Here is an 18,519-nt window from a genome sequence, read left to right as displayed (position 1 = left end):
GAATTAAAATCAGGTGCACCGCAGTCTACAACTTGAAGCTTGTAGCTCGAAGCTTGCAGCTGCTTTTATGCTACTTCGCACAAGGCCGTCGGATCGATGGAAAGTGCCAGGCGCTGTCCGTCGGGATGCAGATCGGCGGCGGAGCGGTTGAGCACATCCACCACCAGTTCCACGCCGCGCGCTTCGACGCGATAGCGAATGACGTTGCCGAGCAGGCTGTGGCTGCGGATCTGCGCGTCGAGTTCGCCGTCAAGGCTCAGTTCGATGGCCTCCGGACGGATGGCGATGCGATGGTTGATCGGTCGTTGCAAAAGCTTCGACGCAGCCTCGGCGTCGAGCAGGTTGTAGTTGCCGATGAAGCCGGCGGCGAATACATCGACCGGCGCGGTGTAGAGGGTTTCGGCGTCGCCGCTCTGGACGATCTTTCCCTGATTCATCAGGAAAATCCGGTCCGACATGGTCAGCGCTTCTTCCTGATCGTGGGTGACGAAGATCGTGGTCAGGCCGAGCTCGCGCTGGATCTGACGGATCTGTTCGCGCAAGTGCTTGCGAATCCGAGCATCGAGCGCCGACAGCGGCTCATCCAGCAGCAACAAGCGCGGGCGGGTTACCAGCGAACGGGCGAGGGCGACGCGTTGGCACTGACCACCGGACAGTTGATGCGGATAGCGGCTGGCGAAGTCGTGCAGTTCAACCAGTTTCAACACTTCAGAGACGCGCTTGTGGCTGTCATCGGCGTTGACCTTTTGCATGCGCAGGCCGAAGGCGACGTTCTGTTCGACGGTCATGTTGGGGAATAGCGCGTAGCTTTGAAAGACCATACCGATGCCACGTTTCTGTGGGCTCAACGGCACGATGTCGACGCCATCGAGCAAAATCTTGCCGCCATCCACCGGGGTCAACCCGGCGATGCAACGCAGCAAAGTCGACTTGCCGCACCCGGACGGGCCGAGCAGGGTGACGAACTCGCCTTTGTTGATTTCGCAATCGATGTCGCTGAACACCGTGGTGCCGGCGTAACTTTTCTGCAGGTGTTGGACGCTGACGTAGCTCATTCGCTTTTGTCCTTGTTCAAGATGTTGGCGATCCAGGTCAGGACCAGCACGAAAAAGAAATACGAAATGACCAGCGCACTGGTGAAGTGGCCGCTGCTGTTGCGCATGTTGTTCAGGTACACCTGCAGGGTTTCGTAGCGGGTGCCGACGAGGATGTTGGCGAACACGAATTCACCGAAGAGGAACGAGAACGACAGTAGCAGCGCCACCATCAGGCCTTTGCGCAGATTCGGCAGCACCACCAGAAACGCCGCTTGAAAAGTGCTGGCGCCAAGCAGTTGCGCGGCGTCCATCAGGTCGCGCAGGTTGATCGCTTGCAGGTTGTTGGTGATCGCGCGGTACATGAACGGCAGCGCCACGGTGAAGTAGCAGCCGATCAGAATCCACGGTGTGCCGACCATCGCCATCGGCCCGGAACCGTAGAGCTGCAACAGCCCCACCGAGGACACCACCGGCGGTACCGCGAAGGGCAGCAGGATGAGGATGTTCATCAGCGCATCGAGTTTCGGAAAGTAGTAATGCACGACGAACAGCAACGGCAGGATCAGCAGCACCGACAGCACCAGCGCGCCGACACAGACAATCAGCGACTGACCGAATGCATGCAGAAAGCGCGGATCGCTCCACAGCTGGATGTACCACTTGAAGGTGAAGCCGCTGGGCAGAATCGTTGCCGACCAACTGCTGGCGATCGAATAGACCAGCGTGCCCAGCAGCGGCAAAAGCAGAATGGCGAACAGCAGATAGACCACGGCGCGGTGGTAGAGGCCGGCCGGGCCGGATTCAGCGCGAGACATGGTAGCTCCTCTTCAACAGCAATTGATGCACGACGGTGACGATGGTCATCAGCGCCACGAGCACCACGGCCAGGGCGCTGGCCAGGTTCGGGTCAAGGGAAATGTCCCCGGAGACCATTGCCGCAATACGGATCGGCAGAACGTTGAAGTTGCCGGTGGTCAGCGCATAAACCGTGGCGTAGGCGCCGAGGGCGTTGGCCAGCAGGATGACGAAAGTACCGAGCAACGCCGGGGTTAACACCGGCAGGCCGATGTGCCGCCAGAACTGCCAGCCGTTGGCGCCGAGCAGTGCGGCGGACTCGCGCCAGTCTTCACGCAGAGCGTCGAAAGCCGGGTAGAGGAGCAGCACGCCGAGGGGAATCTGGAAGTAGGTGTAGAGGATGATCAGGCCGGTTTTCGAGTACAGGTTGAAGTCCTGAATGATCCCCGACTGCTTGAGCATGATGGTAATGCTGCCGTTGAAACCGAGCAGGATGATGAAGGCGAACGCCAGCGGCACGCCGGCAAAATTGCTGGTCATGTTGGCGAAGGCATTCACGAAGTTGCGCAGCTTCGAATCGACGCGGCGTAGTGAATACGCACTCAGCACGGCGATGATGATGCCGAATACGCTCGACCAGAAACTGATCTCCAGGCTGTACTGGGTTGCCTGCCGATAGAACTTCGAACCGAAGATCCTGCTGAAGTTGGCCAGGCCCCAGCCGGACTCTTCCGATTGCAGGCTGTTGATCATCACCCAGACCAGCGGGGCGATTTCGAAGACGATAAAGAACAGCGCGAAGGGCACCAGACACAGCGCCGCGAGCCATTTGCCGCGATTCATGGCATTCACTTGAGCAGCTCCCGGCACACAGGTTTGTCGTGGGGTACGCCGAGCAGTTCGCAAATTGTGCCGCAGAGCTCGGTCTGCGTCGGCGTGGCGTCAGGGTTGAGGCTGAACGCATTGCCGAGAACGAACAGCGGCACCTGACGTTCTTCCGCCAGCAGGCCGTTGTGCGAGCGATCGTTGTTCATGCCGTGGTCGGCGGTCACCAATACCTGATAACCAGCGTCGAGCCAGCTCTGCAGATAGTCGGCGAGGATGACGTCAGCCGAGCGCGCGCTGTTGCGGTATTGCGAGCTGTCGAGGCCGTGCTTGTGCCCGGCGTCGTCGATGTTCATCGGGTGGATCAGGAGGAAATCCGGCGCGTGGCGCAAGCGCAGGCTTTCGGCGTCGGCGAACAGGTGCGAATCCGGATAATGATCGTTCCAGTAGAAGTGACCGTACTGGATCGGCAGCGTCGGATCGTTGGTGTGGCGGTCGCGCGCAGCCACGAACGGTGAGCGGTTATACAACTCGCTGACCCAGTGATACGCCGCAGCGGCGGTTTTCAATCCGGCATCGCGGGCGTAGTGATAGATGCTGCGCTGGTTGGACAAGCGCGAGACATTGTTGTGGACGATGCCGCTGTCGATCGGCGGCACGCCGGTGAGAATACATTCGTAAAGCGGTCGGGACAGGGCCGGCAGTTCGCACTCCAGTTGATAGAGCGCCGCGCGTCCTGCGCCAACATAAGCCTGCAGATGCCCCATGGCGTGACACGCAACCTCGTAGTTGAGGCCGTCGAGCACGACAAGGATGACGTTGTGCTTCATAGGGGCAAGAACTCCGAAAACAAATCTGGAACCAATCTGTGTAGGAGCTGACGGAGGCTGCGATCTTTTGATGTTGCTTTTAAAGGGCAAGATCAAAAGATCGCAGCCTTCGGCAGCTCCTACAGATGAAGGATTACTTCATCTCGACGATGACTTCTTCGTTCCACTGCTGTGGCAGGGCTTTGGAGGTCTTTTCCCACGCCTCGGCGTCCTTGACCGGCGTGACCTTCTTGTACTGCTCGTTTGGCAGCAGTTTGGCTTTCACGTCTTCCGGCAGTTGCAGGTGTTCGGCGCGGATCGGCCGGGCGTTGCCGCGGGCGAGGTTGGTCTGGCCGGCGTCGCTGAAGATGTATTCGCGGGTCAGCTTGGCGGCGTTGGGGTTTTTCGCGTACTTGTTGATGATCGTGGTGTAGCCGGAAATCACCGAGCCGTCGGATGGAATCAGCACTACGTAATCTTCCGGGTTGGCCATCTTGGCTTTGTAGCTCAGGCCATTGAAGTCCCAGACCACGCCGACTTCGATCTCGCCTTTTTCCATGGTGGCGATAGTCGGGTTGGCCATCGACAGACGACCCTGTTTGGCTAGGTCGGCGAACAACAGCAGGGCGGGCTTGATGTTTTTCTCGTCACCGCCATTGGCCAGTGCCGCAGCGAGGACACCGTTGGCGGCCTGGGCGGCGGTGCTTACATCGCCGATGGAGACTTTGTATTTACCGGTTTTCAGGTCAGCCCATTTGGTCGGTACGTCGGAGCCGTGCAGCAGCTTCTTGTTGACGATGAAGGCGATGGTGCCGGTGTAGGCCAGTGCCCAGTTGCCGTCCTTGTCCTTGGCCCAGTCCGGGACTTGATCCCAGGTGCTTGGCTTGTAGGGTTGCACCACGCCTTGCTTGACCGCGATCGGGCCGAAGGCAGCACCGACGTCGCCGATATCGGCGGTGGCATTGTCTTTTTCAGCAGCGAACTTGGCGATTTCCTGGGCCGAGCTCATGTCGGTGTCGATGTGTTTCAGGCCGTATTTCTTGGCCAGATCTTCCCAGGTGCCTTTCCAGTTGGCCCAGTCATCGGGCATGCCGACGCTGTTCACGGCGCCTTCCGCCATCGCAGCGGCTTCGAGGGTTTTCAGATCGGTGTCGGCCGCCATGGCGGCGGTGCACATAGCGATGGTCGAGCCTAACAGTGTTGCCAGGAAAAGCTGTTTCATTCCGAAGCTCCTTGGTCGTGTTCAACGCTGCGATTGCGGTTGGTGTTGGTCTAGGTCAGCAATACCTGAGCCAATTTAGGCCGGCTGGATGACATTTTGATGTCGATGGCCTCGTGGCTGATCTTCCACCAGCCATTATCAGGAAGGTGCCAGATCAGCGTAGACCATGCTCAAAAGCCCGTGGAGCAGGGGACTTGGCCGATGTATTGCAAGCCGTGAAAGCGACCGTTCGGTAGTTTTGTCATCTGTCGGTCATCTGCAATGCCTAGGCTTGCAACATACGAAGGCGCTTTGATCGGCGTTCGGATTTGCCCCGAAACAGTGCTGGTCTAGTCCAGATAGGTAACGTTGATGCGCGATGAGGCAACGAAAGCGGTGACAGCGATTGGCCAGGTGCTGCAGGAGCAGATCGATCACGGTTTGCTGGCGGCCGGGAGCAAGTTGCCCGCTGAACGCAAGCTCAGCGAGTTGTTCGGGACGACGCGGATCACTGTGCGTGAAGCGCTGTTGCAGCTTGAGGCACAGGGGCAGATTTACCGTGAGGAGCGGCGTGGCTGGTTCGTGTCGCCGCCGCGTCTGGCGTACAACCTGATGCAGCGCAGTCACTTTCACGCCATGGTCAGTGCGCAGGGGCGCGAACCTTCGACCGAGGTGATTTCGGCGCGGTTGCAGCCGGCTTCGGCGGCGGTGTGTGCGTGGTTGCAGCTGCCGGCGTTGTCGAGCGTGATTCAGATTTGCCGCTCGCGGCGCATTGATGGGCGACTGGTGTTGTATGTGGAGCACTATCTGAATCCGCAGTTTTTTCCGGGGATTCTTGATTTCGATTTGAATCAGTCGATCACCGAGTTGTATGCGCGGCATTTCGATTTGCACTATGGGCGGGTGCGGTTCGAGATCGTGCCTACGTCTTTATCTGTCGATGCGGCGGCGGCTTTACGGGTGTCGGTGGGGAGTCCGGGACTGAGGATTGCTCGGGTCAATTATGATCAGCATGGGCGGTTGATTGATTGTGATCTGGAGTTTTGGCGGCATGATGCGATTCACGTAGGGGTTGATGTGGTTTGATCTTCTGGTCGCTGCGCTCCCACAGTCACCCCCTCTCTACTTGCCCACCGCGGCATTCCCATACAAATAATCCGTCGCCAACGATGCCAATGTCCTCACCCCAACCACCAACGCCGATTCATCGACAAAGAACCCCGGATTGTGATTCGGCGCGGCCTTGCTCATGTCCTGATCCCGCGGCGTCACCCCAAGAAACACAAACAACCCCGGCGCTTCTTTGGCGAAGAACGAGAAATCTTCCGCGCCGCCCACCAGCGGTCCCTGCACCACGTCATCCTTGGCGGCCCACTTCAACGTCGGCAGCATTTTCTCGGTCAGTGCCGGGTTGTTAATGGTCGGGTCGTATTTCTTGATGATGGTGACGTCGGCTTTGGCGCCGCCGCTTTCGGCGATTTTCTCGACTGTCTGGCGCACGTCGCTGTGCAGTTTCTGGCGGATGCCGTAGTCGTAGGAGCGGATGGTGCCGGTCATGTCGAGTGATTCGGGGATGATGTTGTAGCGGGTGCCGCCGTTGATGGTGCCGATGCTGACCACTGACGGGTAAGAGGAAATGTCGGTGCGGCGGCTGACCACGGTTTGCAGGCCGACGATGGTTTGTGCGCCGACGGTGATCGGGTCGATGCCATCCCAAGGGCGGCCGGCGTGGGTTTGTTTGCCATGGATCTTGATGCGCAGGTCGTCGGAGCTGGCCAGGGTCGGGCCGGGGCGGTAGGCGATCTGGCCGGCGGGGACGCCCGCCCAGACGTGCAGGCCAAATACCGCGTCGGGTTTCGGCGATTTCATCACGCCTTCCTCGACCATCATCTTCGCGCCCCAGGTATTTTTGCCGTCGGGAATAAAATCGCTCGGACCTTCCTCGGCGGGCTGGAAGTAGAACACCACGGTGCCGGGCAGGGTGTCGCGCATGCCCGTCAGAATTTTCGCTGCGCTGAGCAGGATCGCGGTGTGGGCGTCGTGGCCGCAGGCGTGCATGACGTCGACTTCCTTGTCGAGATACGTGCCTTTGGCTTTCGAAGCGAACGGCAAATCGGAGACTTCCTTGACCGGCAGCGCGTCCATGTCGGCGCGCAGGGCCACGGTCGGGCCGGGCAGGGCGCCTTTCAGCACGGCTACTACGCCGGTGCGGGCGACGCCGGTTTTCACTTCCAGGCCCATGGCTTGCAGCTGTTTGGCGACCAGTTCAGCGGTGCGTTTTTCAGTGTTGCCAAGTTCTGGATGAGCGTGAAGGTCGCGGCGGGTTTCCAGCAGCTCCGGCTCGAGCTTCTGCGCCTGCTCGGCGATGCGCGTGCGGGCGCTGTCCATCGTCGCGGCACTGGCGTGGCTGACGACCAGGGTGAGCAAAAGGGTCTGGGCAATGCGCGCCAGTTGCATGGGCTTCTCCTTGATTATTGTTGTTGGCTTCCTTGCCTGTGACTGCAACCGTGCGCCTGAGTGCTATTCCTTCGGCTGACCACCGCCGGCAGTAATCACCTGCACACTCATCCTTGGCGTCGCCAGATCCAGTCCCGCCTCATCCAGTTGCCTTTTCAACGACAAATTGAACGCCCGGGAAACCTCCCACTGCTTGATCGGCGCAGTCTTGAACCGTGCGCGGAGGATCGCGCTGCCGGACTCGAAACTTTCTACACCCTGAATCTCCAGCGGCGACCAGATGTTGCGGCGTTGCAGCGGATCGCTGCGCATCTTCTGGCCGACGTCGCGCATCAGTTTGATCGCGTCGTCGATTTCCATGTTGTACGGCACGGCGACGCGGAAGATCGCGTAGCCGAATTCCCGCGAGTAGTTCTTGATGCTTTTGATCTCGCTGAACGGGATCGTGTGGACGATGCCGTCGATGTCGCGCAGGCGCACGGTGCGGATGGTCAGGCCTTCGACGGTACCGAGGTGGCCGCCGACGTCGACGTAATCATCGATGGCCAAGGAGTCTTCGATGATGATGAAGAGGCCGGTGATCAGGTCAGCGACCAGCGACTGCGCGCCGAAACCGATGGCCAGACCGATCACGCCGGCACCGGCCAGCAGCGGCGTGACGTTCATGCCCATGTTCGCCAACGCGACGATCAGCGCGATGATGAAAATCGCCACGAACAGCACGTTGCGGATCAGCGGCATCATCGTCTGCGCCCGCGCATTCGCCAGGCCTTTGCGCGAGCGGGTGAGGGCGTGGTGCACGGCGGTGTCGGCGAGGATCCAGATCAGCCAGGAGAAAATCAGCGTGCCGATCAGGCTGAACAGTTTGACGCTGATGTCATGGCCATCGCCTTCGGCGAACGCGATCAGCGAATGGCCCCAGACGCGCAGGCCCAGTTCGATGAAGATCAGCCACACCAGCAAATGCGTCAGGGTATAGAAGAAGTTTTTCAGGCGCTCCGAGTACAGCGCATGGCGTTTCGGCCCGCGTTGCGGTTTCAGTGAATGGCGGCGCACGAGGCCGTTGATGACCATGCACAACACCAGCAGCACTGTGCAGATCAGCGACTGCCGCAGGGCGGTGCTGGTGTCGCCGGCGGAGACGAAGGTGGCGAACAGCGAGATGCCGACCAGCACCAGTGCCGGCACGTACCAGAAGGTGCCGAGGATTTCGATGGTGTCGCTGAGGGCGCGGCGGGTCAGGCGCCGCGACAGCGGTTGGTTGCGGATCAGGTGTGCGATCGGTCGGCGGAATCGCAGAATGAACAGGCCGGTCGACAGCGCCGCGAGCACATTGGCGGTGGTCGCGGCGGTGTGCGCCAGATGCACGCCCAGGCTCTCGACCAGACGCGGATCACTCAGCGCTTCACCAAACGCGGCGAAGCTGCCGATCAGCCACAGCGGCCGAAACGCCTGATGACGCAGGATGTACAGCGCGCGATGGCGGTGCGGGCCATCGAGCAGGGAGAAGGCGATCACGCAGATCGCCGAAAAACAGGTGCCGACCACCAAAGCATAGGCCAGCACCATCGCCAGGCTTTTGCCCAGCGAAGACGGCAGCACGTAGCTCATGTACACCGTGATCACCAACGCGATCAGCCACGGCCCAAGCTTGCGCAGGGCAAAGCGCAGCATGTCGAGGGACTTGGGGTGTTGCGGCAGTTCTTCGGTGAGGCCGAAGCGCAGACGCACGCGGTGGCCAAGCCAGATCAGCGCTGCGGCGAGCAGGCTCCAGACCATCAGGATCACCGCGAAGCCGAAGATGATCGGCAGCCATTCATTGGTCGGCAGCAGCTTGCTGGTCAGTTCGTCCTTGGCCAGATCGAATTCGTTGGACCAGCGGGTAATCGGGCTGTCGGCGCCGGAAAACTGTTTTTCGAAGTTGGCGAGGGTGCCGCCGATCAGGCCCAGCACGCCTTCTTCCGGGGTGGCCTGCGCTTTTTTCGTGGCGTCGCGCAGCTTCTTCAGATCACTGAGCAGCTGCGCGCGTTGCTTGTCGTTTTCCAGCGACTTGATCACTTCGTCCAGCGACTGGCCGAGGGGTTCCACGGCTTCAGGCTGCGGTTTGGAAGTGTTGAGCAGGCCGGGCAGACCGACTGCCTGGGCGGGTGCCAGCGGCAGCAGCGTCATCAGGCAGACAAGCAGCAGACCGGGCAAAGCAAAAAGACGAGCAAACACCAGAAGACAACCTCGCGATAGGCGGATGCGCTGGAGTGTACGAGGCCCCTTGGCGCAATGCGAGCCGGGCGCGGTCATTCGTTGAGTTTGGCGAGGATCTTGTAGACCACCGTGGCGAGGATCATCAGCATGCCGATCCACATGGCGAACACCCCGGCGTTCTTGTCGCGGAAGTTGAAGCCGATGGCCAGCAGGATCATTCCGCTGAGGATGGGAATGAGCATGGCGTGGAAGGAGGACATCGAGATCATGGAGACTGCCTTGTCTGTAGAGGATTCTTGCAGTCTAGGCGGGTTTTCGAGGCAGGGTGTGATGTGGCTCAGGAATGCATCAGGCCGAGAGGATTCTGCTGTCTGCACAGGCGCTTTCGCGAGCAGGCTCGCTCCCACAGGTTGATTGGCATTCCAAGGGGAGATGACTGGCTCCCACAATGAAATGCAGTTCAATTGTGGGAGCGAGCCTGCTCGCGAAGCTTTTCAGCCTTTATGGCAATTCACGGCTGGCATAAAACGCGCTGAGCACTTTGACCAGATGCGCCAGATCATGGCTGCCGCACAGTTCGCGAATCGAGTGCATGGCAAAGGTCGGCAGGCCAATGTCGACGGTGCGCACACCCAGATGGCTGGCGGTGATCGGGCCAATGGTCGAACCGCAACCCATGTCGCTGCGCACCACGAAGCTTTGCACCGGGACTTCTTCGGCCATGCACAGATGGCGGAAGAAGCCGGCGGTTTCGCTATTGGTAGCGTAGCGCTGGTTGCTGTTGACCTTGATCACCGGGCCGGCGTTGAGTTTCGGGCCGTGGTTGGCATCGTGCTTGTCCGCGTAGTTGGGATGCACGCCGTGGGCGTTGTCGGCCGACACCAACAGGGATTTCTGGATGGTGCGGACGAACTCGTCGCCTTCCGGCAACAGGCGGCGCAGGGTCTGTTCGAGCATCGGGCCGTCGGCACCGCACGCCGAGCAGGAGCCGACTTCTTCGTGGTCGTTACAGACCAGCACGCAGGTTTCGTCGGTCTCGGCGGTGAGCAACGCTTGCAGGCCGGCGTAGCACGACAGCAGGTTGTCCAGACGCGCACCGGCAATGAAATCGCCGTTCAGGCCGATCACCGCCGCGCTTTGCGTGTCGTAGAAACTCAGCTCGTAATCCAGCACCACGTCGGCGTTCAGGCCGTGTTCGCGGGCCAATTGATCAGTGAGCACGGCGCGGAAATCGACGCGCTCGTCACCGGCGAATTGCGCCAGGATCGGCGGTAGTTCGGTCTGCGCGTTGATCGCCCAGCCCTGGTTGGCTTCACGGTTGAGGTGAATGGCCAGGTTGGGAATGATCGCGATCGGTGCCTTGAAGTCGATCAACTGGCTCTCGACCTTGCCGTCACGGCGGAAGGTCACGCGGCCGGCGAGCGACAGATCGCGGTCAAACCACGGCGCCAGCAGCGCACCGCCGTAGACTTCGACGCCCAGTTGCCAGAAACCCTGACGCTGCAGTTCCGGTTGCGGCTTGACCCGCAGGCACGGGCTGTCGGTATGGGCGCCGACCAGACGGATACCGTCGTGCAGTGGCGAGTTGCGGCCCATTTTGATCGCGACGATCGAGGAGTCGTTACGGGTGACGTAATAGCGGCCGTTGGCCTCGGTGGACCATGGCTCGCGCTCGTCGAGGCGCACATAACCGGCGGCCTCCAGACGCTGAACGAGGCTGGCGGTGGCGTGGAACGGGGTAGGGGAGGCCTTGAGAAAGTCGATCAGGCCCTGGTTCAACTCTGCGCGCATAAGAAACTCCAGACAGCAATGGGCGGGAGTTTAACTTATTGGCCGGGGAATTGAATCCGGACCGGATCCCCTGTGGGAGCGAGCCTGCTCGCGAAAGCGATTGATCAGGCAACATCAATGCTGAATGTGATAGCGCTTTCGCGAGCAGGCTCGCTCACCCATGGGGCCGGTGCTGGCTGTCAGAACGGGGCGGGGCACTCGAAGCGCAGGCGTTCGCCGGTTTGCGGATGAGTGAAGCTGAGCATGCTCGCGTGCAGGCACAGACGTGGCCAGGCCGCCAGCGCCTGCTCGTGGGCGTACAGCCCGTCACCGAGCAGCGGATGGCCGATCGACAACATGTGCACGCGCAATTGATGCGAGCGCCCGGTAATCGGTGTCAATTCGACCCGGCACCAGTCGCCGCACCGTTCCAGCACCTTCCAGAACGTCAGCGCATGTTTGCCGAATTCGTGATCGACCACATGCCGTGGCTTGGTCGGTGGGTCGTAGCGCAGGGGCAGGTCGATGCTGCCGCTGTCCAGTTCCGGCTGACCCCAGGCCAAAGCGGTGTAGGCCTTTTCGGTTTCGCGATCATGAAACTGCCGCGACAGCTCGCGATGGGTGTCGGCATCCCGGGCCAGCAGAATGATGCCGGAGGTTTCCCAGTCCAGGCGATGGACGATGCGCGCTTCCGGGTAGCCGTTTTCCTGCAAGCGGGTAATCAGGCAGTCCTTGTTGTCGTCAGCGCGCCCGGGCACCGAGAGCAGCAGGGTCGGTTTGTCGACCACCAGTACGGCGGCGTCCTCATGGATGATGCGGATGTTGGACAGCGGCATTAAAACAGCCTCGTAACAAATGCCAACGGCGGCTCGGAGCTGCTGATAACCCTGTAGGAGCTGCCGAAGGCTGCGATCTTTTGACTTTGAAGATCAAAAGATCGCAGCCTTCGGCAGCTCCTACACGAGCATCAACAGTCCGAGCCGCCGTAGCGACTGCCGGATCGACTCAGCGATCGGGCAGGGTGATGTTGAGTTCCAGAATCGAGCAACTGCCCTGGCTTTCCAGTGCAACATGTACGTCGTCGTTGCCGATGTTGACGTACTTGCGGATCACGTCGACCAGTTCCTTCTGCAAGGCTGGCAGGTAATCCGGCGTGCTGCGCTGGCCGCGCTCATGCGCCACGATGATCTGTAGACGCTCTTTCGCTACCGAGGCGGTACTTGGCTTTTTGTTGGCACGAAAGAAGTCAAAAAGGTTCATTACCTACCTCCAAACAGGCGCTCGAAGAATCCCTTCTTCTCGACATCGAGGAATCGGTGGGCTTTTTCTTTGCCCAGCAGGCGGTCGACGGTATCGCTGTAAGCCTGACCGGCATCGCTCTGGTCGTCGAGAATCACCGGCACGCCCTGGTTGGAAGCCTTGAGCACTGCCTGGGATTCCGGGATGACGCCGAGCAGGGTCACCGAGAGGATTTCCTTGACGTCTTCAACGCCGAGCATCTCGCCCTTTTCAACACGCTCCGGGTGGTAGCGGGTGATCAGCAGGTGTTCCTTGATCGGGTCTTCGCCACGTTCGGCGCGGCGCGATTTGCTTGCCAGCAGGCCGAGCATGCGGTCCGAGTCACGTACCGAGGACACTTCCGGGTTGGTCACGACGATCGCTTCATCGGCGAAATACATGGCCAGGTGCGCACCTTTCTCGATGCCCGCCGGGGAGTCGCAGACGACGAACTCGAATTGTTCCTTGAGCTCCATCAGGACTTTTTCCACGCCTTCGACGGTCAGCGCGTCTTTGTCGCGGGTCTGGCTGGCCGCCAGTACGTAGAGGTTTTCCAGGCGCTTGTCTTTGATCAGTGCCTGTTGCAGGTTGGCTTCGCCGTTTACCACGTTGACGAAGTCATACACCACGCGGCGCTCGCAACCCATGATCAGGTCGAGGTTACGCAAGCCCACGTCGAAGTCGACGATCACTGTTTTGTGGCCGCGCAGAGCGAGACCGGTACCGATAGCGGCGCTGGTGGTGGTCTTACCCACACCACCCTTGCCGGATGTAACCACGAGAATCTTGGCCAAGGTGTTTCACCCCTAAGGAAGAAGGACTGTTCAGCCCCTGAAAAACATCTCTTGAAAACTACTGCAGTCGGACAGCCTTGGCTGGAATTTGGCTTTGGGCCTTTTTCCTACTTCGTTTGAGCCGTTTTCGCTACGTTTTAGAGATGCTTGGAAAATGCGGCAGTATCCGTTAAAGCCGAATGATGTTCAACACGTCGCCTGACAGGCTGACCTGGACGCCCGAGCCCCACATCGGATCGCGACGCAAATCCTCGGAGACCTTGTAATGACCGGCGATGGAGATCAGTTCAGCGCTCAATTGCTGACAGAAAATCCGTGCCTTGGTGTCACCTTTGACGCCGGCCAGCGCACGGCCGCGCATCGGGCCGTATACATGGATGTTGCCATCGGCAAGAAGTTCCGCCCCCGGACTGACCGAAGAGACCACGACCAGATCGCCACCCTGGGCATATATCTGTTGGCCACCACGTACTGGCGTGGTGATTACGCGGGTCGGTTTGACGCTCGGCTCAGGCGGCTTTTCCGGCTTCTTTTTGACTTCGGCTTCCGGCGTCTCCAGCGGGCGCTCGCGGGCGCCGGAGGGCGGTAGCACGGGGATGTCGATGGCGATGGCGGCGGCGATGTCTTCGATGCGGCTGGCGCGAATGGCCAGGGTACGCAGACCGTGCTGACGGCAGACGCGCATCAGCCCCGGCAGGTCAACCGCGCCCTGATTCGGCGGCAGTTTGTCCAGCGCCAGGACCAGCGGTGCATTGCTGAAAAAATTCGGCGCCTGGGCGACTTTCGCGGCCAATTGCCGATCGAGGCTTTCGAGGTCGTTACGGGCCAGTTCCAGCACAGTGATGGCCAGCATGCTGCCCTTGAGCTGGAATACGGGATCTTGGTCTAACGGGTCGGTTTGGCTCATGTCGGCATACAACGGCTTGTCACTAAAAGTGCCGAGACTTATAACGAGAACGCCCGCGAGCCGCAAGCCGGGTCGAACGATGTAGAATGCGCGGCCACTGTATTTACGGAAGCTTTAATGGATCGCCCGCGTTTTCGAAAAGCATATCTTGCTCCGCGCTTCTGGCCGCTCTGGTGCGGCCTGGGGCTTTTGTGGCTGATCGTGCAGCTGCCGTATCCGGCGCTGCTGACCATCGGTCGAGTTTTGGGCGCGTTGATGTATCGCGTCGCCAGTGACCGGCGAACCATCGCCCGGCGCAATCTGGAATTGTGCTTCCCGGAAAAATCCGCCGCCGAGCGCAAACGCCTGCTCAAGGAAAACTTCGCCTCCACCGGCATTGCCTTTTTTGAAATGGCGATGAGCTGGTGGTGGTCGCGCGAGCGTCTGGCGAAACTGGCCCACGTCGAAGGCCTTGAACATCTGCAGAAGGCCCAGCGCGAAGGCAAAGGCGTGATTCTCATGGCCGCGCATTTCACCACCCTGGAAATCGGCGCGGCGCTGCTCGGCCAGCAGCACACCATCGACGGCATGTACCGCGAACACAAAAATCCCTTGTTCGACTTCGTCCAGCGCCGTGGCCGCGAGCGGCACAATCTCGATTCGCTGGCGGTGGAGCGCGATGACGTACGCGGCATGCTCAAACTGCTGCGCTCGGGACGGGCGATCTGGTATGCGCCGGATCAGGATTACGGCGCCAAGCAGAGCATCTTCGTGCCGCTGTTCGGCATTCAGGCCGCCACCGTCACTGCGACGACCAAGTTTGCACGGCTGGGCAAAGCGTTGGTGGTGCCGTTCACTCAGGAACGTCTGGCCGACGGCAGTGGTTACCGCCTGGTGATTCATCCGCCGCTGGAAGACTTCCCCGGCGAAAGCGAGGAGGCCGATTGCATCCGCATCAATCAGTGGGTCGAGAGTGCTTTGCGTGCCTGCCCCGAGCAGTATCTGTGGGCGCATCGGCGCTTCAAGAGTCGCCCACCGGGCGAGCCGAAGCTTTATCCCAAGCGTCGTTGATTCACCCGTACTGACAAGCACTGTGGAGTGTTGCGATGAGTCCTGCTGAACCGGTCACAGGTTTGATTCTTTCCGGCGGCGGGGCCCGGGCGGCTTATCAGGTCGGGGTGCTGGCGGCGATTGCCGAGTTGCTGCCGGTCGGCGCGGACAATCCGTTTCCGGTGATCGTCGGCACCTCGGCCGGGGCGATCAATGCGGTCAGCCTGGCCAGTGGCGCCACGGACTTTCGCGCCGCCATCGAACGCCTGACCCAGTTCTGGCAGGGCTTTCGCAGCCACCGCGTGCTGCGCAGCGACTGGCCGGGCGTGATCCATCAAGCCAGCCGCTTCGTCAGCCACAGCCTGCTCGGTCTCGGTCGACAGATGCCGGTGGCGCTGCTCAACAGTTCGCCGCTGCGCGAACTGCTCGAGGAAAAACTGCACCTGCCCGGCATCGCCGAATCCATCGCGCGCAAGCAATTGCATGCGGTGGCGGTGACCGCGTTCGGCTACGAATCGGGGCAAGCGGTGACGTTCTATCAGGGCGGCGGCACCATCGACGCTTGGCTGCGGCACCGCCGCATCGGTGTGCCGACGCAGCTGTCGGTTGATCATCTGTTGGCCAGTTCAGCGATTCCGCTGTTGTTCGCGCCGGTGAAAATCGGCGAGGAATATTTCGGTGACGGCGCAGTACGCCAGTCGGCGCCGATCAGCCCGGCGCTGCATCTGGGTGCCAGTCGCGTGCTGGTGGTGGGCGTCAGCGGCAACCCGCGCGGCGTCGATCCGCAGCAGCCGCTGGAGCGCGCCTACAGCGGCCAGCAACCGACGCTGGCGCAGATCGGCGGGCACATGCTCAACAGCACGTTCATCGACAGTCTGGAGAGCGATATCGAGTTGCTGCAGCGTCTGAATCAGTTCAGTCATTTGCTCCCGGCCGGCACGCCGACCCGTGCGCTGGGTGTGGCGCCGGTGGAGGTGCTGGTGATTGCGCCGAGTCAGCCAATCGACGAAATCGCAGCACGGCATCGCCAGGAGCTGCCAGCGGCGTTGCGCCTGTTTCTGCGCGGGCCGGGCGCGACGAAGACGAGCGGGGCGGGGGTGCTCAGTTATCTGCTGTTCGAAGCCGGGTATTGCAGCGAGTTGATCGAGTTGGGGCGGCGGGATGCGTTGGCCAAGCGCGAGGAGCTGTGCCGGTTTTTGCGGATATCCGAGGCGGTTTCAGCCTGACATTTGCGGCGCGGCTATCGCTGGCAAGCCAGCTCCCACAGGGGCATGTGTCGTTCACAATTTACATGGAAACCTGTGGGAGCTGGCTTGCCAGCGAAGGCGTCGGAGAGGACGCCGCCGGGTCAGAAGTGGAACTTGACCAGGAAGCTCGTGGTGCTCTGATCGGTCTTGAAGTACTGGCTGTCCTTGATCCCGTACTTGTCCGACCAGTAGTCGTACTCCACACCGACATACAACTGCTTCTCGCCGAAATTCAGCGCCTTGCCCAAGTCGTATTTGACCTGCGGGTTGAAGTGCAGGTTGGCGTGGTAGTCGCCCTTGGAATTGGAGTCGTTGTCGACCACCCAGTCCATGAAGCCGTCGATGAGGATGTTCGATTTGCCCACCGGGACGGTGTAGGACCAGACCGGGGTGATCTGCCAGACATTGTCACCGGCGCGTGCGCCCTGGGTGTGACGCTGGTAGAAGTTCAGCTGGAAGTAGTCGAAGCCCGGAATCGCCAGGTCGAAGCCCGGACCGATCAGGTACGACTCGGTATCGCCTTCACCGAACTCGTAGGTCATGGCCAGCAACACGTCAGTCACCGGGCCGAAGGCCAGTTTCTGATCGAAGATCTTGCCGAACGACAGGCGCGGGCTGAGCTCGCCGTAGTAGGTGTTGGAGCCGACGCCGCCATCATCCTTGCCGTTGTAGAAGATCTTGTCGATGAACAGGAAGTTGTCCCCATACTTCCAGGCATCGGCGTGCTCGAAGGTCACGGTCTGCTGAATGCGCGGGTTGACCTGGAAGTCCTTGCCATACAGGTAGGTCAGGCTGTTGTTCTGCCACTGCAGCAGGCCTTCGGCCATCGCCTGGCCGCCGGCGAACATCGATCCGGCCAGCATCAGGCTGGTGCACATACGTTTCATTCGGTTGCTCCCAAAGTAGGTGTTCCACGTTATTTTTTTAAGTTCGGCGCTCTGATGTGGCGCCTTTTTTCGTACCGCAAATTTCATCCGATCGGTCAGCTTTGAATGCTGGTAGCAAAAGCTGCGCCAAGGCTTTCGAAAAACCAAAAAACGCCCGTTCGGCTGCTGAAAAACAGTCGACGAGCGTGTTTTCGGGATGCCTCAGGACTGACCGCAGCCGGGATAAGTTGGCTTTTCGGTCAGAAATTGAATTCGGGCTTTTTTTTAGAGCGAATTCGGAAGGCCGCGGAGAATACTGACTCCTCGGCCAACGCTCAAGTGCCCCGCAACAGAGCACCGACGACAGGTATGGCGCACGGTTGCGGGCCATTTCAGAAGTGCACCTTCAGCAGCAGGCTGGCAGTGTTCTGGTTGGTATCGAACGCGTGGCTGTTTTCGATGCCGTATTTGTTCTTCCAGTAGCTGTACTCGGTGCCGACGTATACCTGTTTCTGGCTCCAGCCCAAGGCTTTGCCGAGGTCGTATTTGATCTGCGGATTGATGTGCAGGTTGGCGTGGTAGGTGCCGCGCGAGTTTTCGTCGTTGTCGACGACCCAGTCGAGGTAGCCGTCGATCAGCACATCGGAATTGCCCAGCGGGAAGCTGTAGGACCACGCGGGGGTGATCTGCCAGACACCATCGCCGGGGCGCGGGCCTTCGGTCTGGCGGCGGAAAATGTTCAGGGTGACGTAGTTGAAGCCGGGCACTTTCAGATCGAAGCCGGGACCGATCAGGTAGGCCTCGCTTTCGCCCTCGCCGTACTCGTAGGTCATCGCCAGCAGCACATCCTTGATCGGGCCGTACTCGATCTTGCGACCAAGGATCTTGCCGAACGACAGGCGCGGAGTGAACTCGCCGTAGAAAGTATGCGGCCCTTTGTTCGGGTCCTCCTTGCCGTTGTAGAAGATCTTGTCGACGAACAGAAAGTTGTCACCGTACTTCCACTTGTCGGCGTGCTCGAAGGTGACCGTCTGCTGATAGGACGGGTTGATCGCGAAGTTCTTGCCGTACAGATAGCTGAGGCTGTTGCTCTGCCACAGCAGCAGATCGCCGGCCATGGCCTGACTCGCGGCCAGCAGGCCGCCACTCAACAGAACGTTGCTTTGCGTGCGGATCATCTGTTGCTCCCTCTTGTTTTTATTGTTTGAGGCACAAGCAGTTGCGTAGCCCCTGTGGGAGCGAGCCTGCTCGCGAAGCGGTTGTGTCAGTCGCCATCAATGTGAATGACACAGCGCTTTCGCGAGC

The 18,519-nt window shown here is 60.3% G+C and carries 18 protein-coding genes; 3 read left to right on the top strand and 15 right to left on the bottom strand.

The genetic code is table 11. The annotated features are described in order from the left end of the window. Nucleotides 1–65: 65 nt before the first annotated feature. The 5 genes from D8U60_RS27000 to D8U60_RS26980 all read right to left on the bottom strand — a co-directional run bounded on the left by D8U60_RS27000 (nucleotide 66) and on the right by D8U60_RS26980 (nucleotide 4,688). Complete coding sequence (locus tag D8U60_RS27000; RefSeq protein WP_130901363.1) at nucleotides 66–1,055, bottom strand: ABC transporter ATP-binding protein; 990 nt, start codon at nucleotides 1,053–1,055, stop codon at nucleotides 66–68. Further along, on the bottom strand, nucleotides 1,052–1,852 hold the full coding sequence (locus D8U60_RS26995; RefSeq protein WP_130901362.1) for an ABC transporter permease: 801 nt from the start codon (nucleotides 1,850–1,852) through the stop codon (nucleotides 1,052–1,054). Before D8U60_RS26995 ends, D8U60_RS27000 begins: the two co-directional genes overlap by 4 nt. Beyond that, complete coding sequence (locus D8U60_RS26990; RefSeq protein WP_177435499.1) at nucleotides 1,839–2,675, bottom strand: ABC transporter permease subunit; 837 nt, start codon at nucleotides 2,673–2,675, stop codon at nucleotides 1,839–1,841. The genes D8U60_RS26995 and D8U60_RS26990 overlap by 14 nt, the downstream gene beginning before the upstream one ends. Nucleotides 2,676–2,680: 5 nt before the next feature. Next, entirely contained in the window at nucleotides 2,681–3,487 is an 807-nt protein-coding gene (locus D8U60_RS26985; protein WP_122880953.1) for an alkaline phosphatase family protein, read from the bottom strand. Nucleotides 3,488–3,620: 133 nt separating this feature from the next. Next, nucleotides 3,621–4,688, bottom strand: coding sequence for an ABC transporter substrate-binding protein (locus D8U60_RS26980; RefSeq protein ID WP_130901360.1), 1,068 nt, complete (start codon nucleotides 4,686–4,688; stop codon nucleotides 3,621–3,623). 351 nt (nucleotides 4,689–5,039) lie between these two features. On the opposite strand from D8U60_RS26980, the gene phnR reads away from it, so the two are divergent. After that, nucleotides 5,040–5,753, top strand: coding sequence for a phosphonate utilization transcriptional regulator PhnR (gene phnR / locus D8U60_RS26975; RefSeq protein WP_122611956.1), 714 nt, complete (start codon nucleotides 5,040–5,042; stop codon nucleotides 5,751–5,753). Nucleotides 5,754–5,789: 36 nt separating this feature from the next. Here the strand turns inward: phnR and D8U60_RS26970 are convergent, their stop codons facing one another. The 8 genes from D8U60_RS26970 to minC form a co-directional block, all read right to left on the bottom strand. Further along, a complete protein-coding gene (locus D8U60_RS26970; RefSeq protein ID WP_130901359.1) occupies nucleotides 5,790–7,124 on the bottom strand; it encodes an amidohydrolase in 1,335 nt (444 codons plus the stop codon). Between the two features lie 63 nt (nucleotides 7,125–7,187). Then, complete coding sequence (locus D8U60_RS26965) at nucleotides 7,188–9,341, bottom strand: mechanosensitive ion channel domain-containing protein (protein ID WP_130901358.1); 2,154 nt, start codon at nucleotides 9,339–9,341, stop codon at nucleotides 7,188–7,190. A 74-nt stretch (nucleotides 9,342–9,415) separates the two neighbouring features. After that, complete coding sequence (locus D8U60_RS27750) at nucleotides 9,416–9,592, bottom strand: hypothetical protein (RefSeq protein WP_016773747.1); 177 nt, start codon at nucleotides 9,590–9,592, stop codon at nucleotides 9,416–9,418. A gap of 232 nt (nucleotides 9,593–9,824) precedes the next feature. Further along, nucleotides 9,825–11,114, bottom strand: coding sequence for a M18 family aminopeptidase (locus tag D8U60_RS26960; protein ID WP_016773748.1), 1,290 nt, complete (start codon nucleotides 11,112–11,114; stop codon nucleotides 9,825–9,827). 179 nt (nucleotides 11,115–11,293) lie between these two features. Then, complete coding sequence (locus tag D8U60_RS26955) at nucleotides 11,294–11,929, bottom strand: RluA family pseudouridine synthase (RefSeq protein WP_024012204.1); 636 nt, start codon at nucleotides 11,927–11,929, stop codon at nucleotides 11,294–11,296. A 169-nt stretch (nucleotides 11,930–12,098) separates the two neighbouring features. Continuing rightward, the gene (gene minE / locus D8U60_RS26945; RefSeq protein ID WP_003223146.1) at nucleotides 12,099–12,353 is read right to left on the bottom strand and encodes a cell division topological specificity factor MinE; all 255 of its coding nucleotides are present in this window, start codon (nucleotides 12,351–12,353) and stop codon (nucleotides 12,099–12,101) included. Further along, on the bottom strand, nucleotides 12,353–13,165 hold the full coding sequence (gene minD, locus D8U60_RS26940; protein WP_007913953.1) for a septum site-determining protein MinD: 813 nt from the start codon (nucleotides 13,163–13,165) through the stop codon (nucleotides 12,353–12,355). The genes minE and minD overlap by 1 nt, the downstream gene beginning before the upstream one ends. 169 nt (nucleotides 13,166–13,334) lie before the next feature. Beyond that, nucleotides 13,335–14,072 carry a septum site-determining protein MinC gene (gene minC / locus D8U60_RS26935; protein WP_024012205.1) on the bottom strand — a complete coding sequence of 246 codons (738 nt, stop codon included), beginning with the start codon at nucleotides 14,070–14,072 and terminating at the stop codon, nucleotides 13,335–13,337. Nucleotides 14,073–14,189: 117 nt separating this feature from the next. Between minC and D8U60_RS26930 the strand changes: the two genes are divergently transcribed. Together D8U60_RS26930 and D8U60_RS26925 are read left to right on the top strand one after the other, a co-directional pair. Continuing rightward, complete coding sequence (locus D8U60_RS26930) at nucleotides 14,190–15,122, top strand: lipid A biosynthesis lauroyl acyltransferase (RefSeq protein ID WP_041479319.1); 933 nt, start codon at nucleotides 14,190–14,192, stop codon at nucleotides 15,120–15,122. 35 nt (nucleotides 15,123–15,157) lie between these two features. Further along, complete coding sequence (locus tag D8U60_RS26925; protein ID WP_130901357.1) at nucleotides 15,158–16,327, top strand: patatin-like phospholipase family protein; 1,170 nt, start codon at nucleotides 15,158–15,160, stop codon at nucleotides 16,325–16,327. Between the two features lie 122 nt (nucleotides 16,328–16,449). Here D8U60_RS26925 and D8U60_RS26920 read toward each other — a convergent pair whose 3' ends face one another. Next, on the bottom strand, nucleotides 16,450–17,235 hold the full coding sequence (locus D8U60_RS26920; protein WP_016773754.1) for an outer membrane protein OmpK: 786 nt from the start codon (nucleotides 17,233–17,235) through the stop codon (nucleotides 16,450–16,452). Nucleotides 17,236–17,606: 371 nt separating this feature from the next. Further along, nucleotides 17,607–18,392, bottom strand: a complete 786-nt coding sequence (locus D8U60_RS26915) for an outer membrane protein OmpK (RefSeq protein WP_130901356.1) — start codon at nucleotides 18,390–18,392, stop codon at nucleotides 17,607–17,609. Between the last annotated feature and the right edge of the window lie 127 nt (nucleotides 18,393–18,519).

Origin of the sequence: Pseudomonas sp. Sample_11 (genome assembly GCF_004307505.1) — a bacterium.
Taxonomy (GTDB): domain Bacteria; phylum Pseudomonadota; class Gammaproteobacteria; order Pseudomonadales; family Pseudomonadaceae; genus Aquipseudomonas; species Aquipseudomonas atacamensis.
This window is presented reverse-complemented; position numbering and strand designations above follow the sequence as displayed.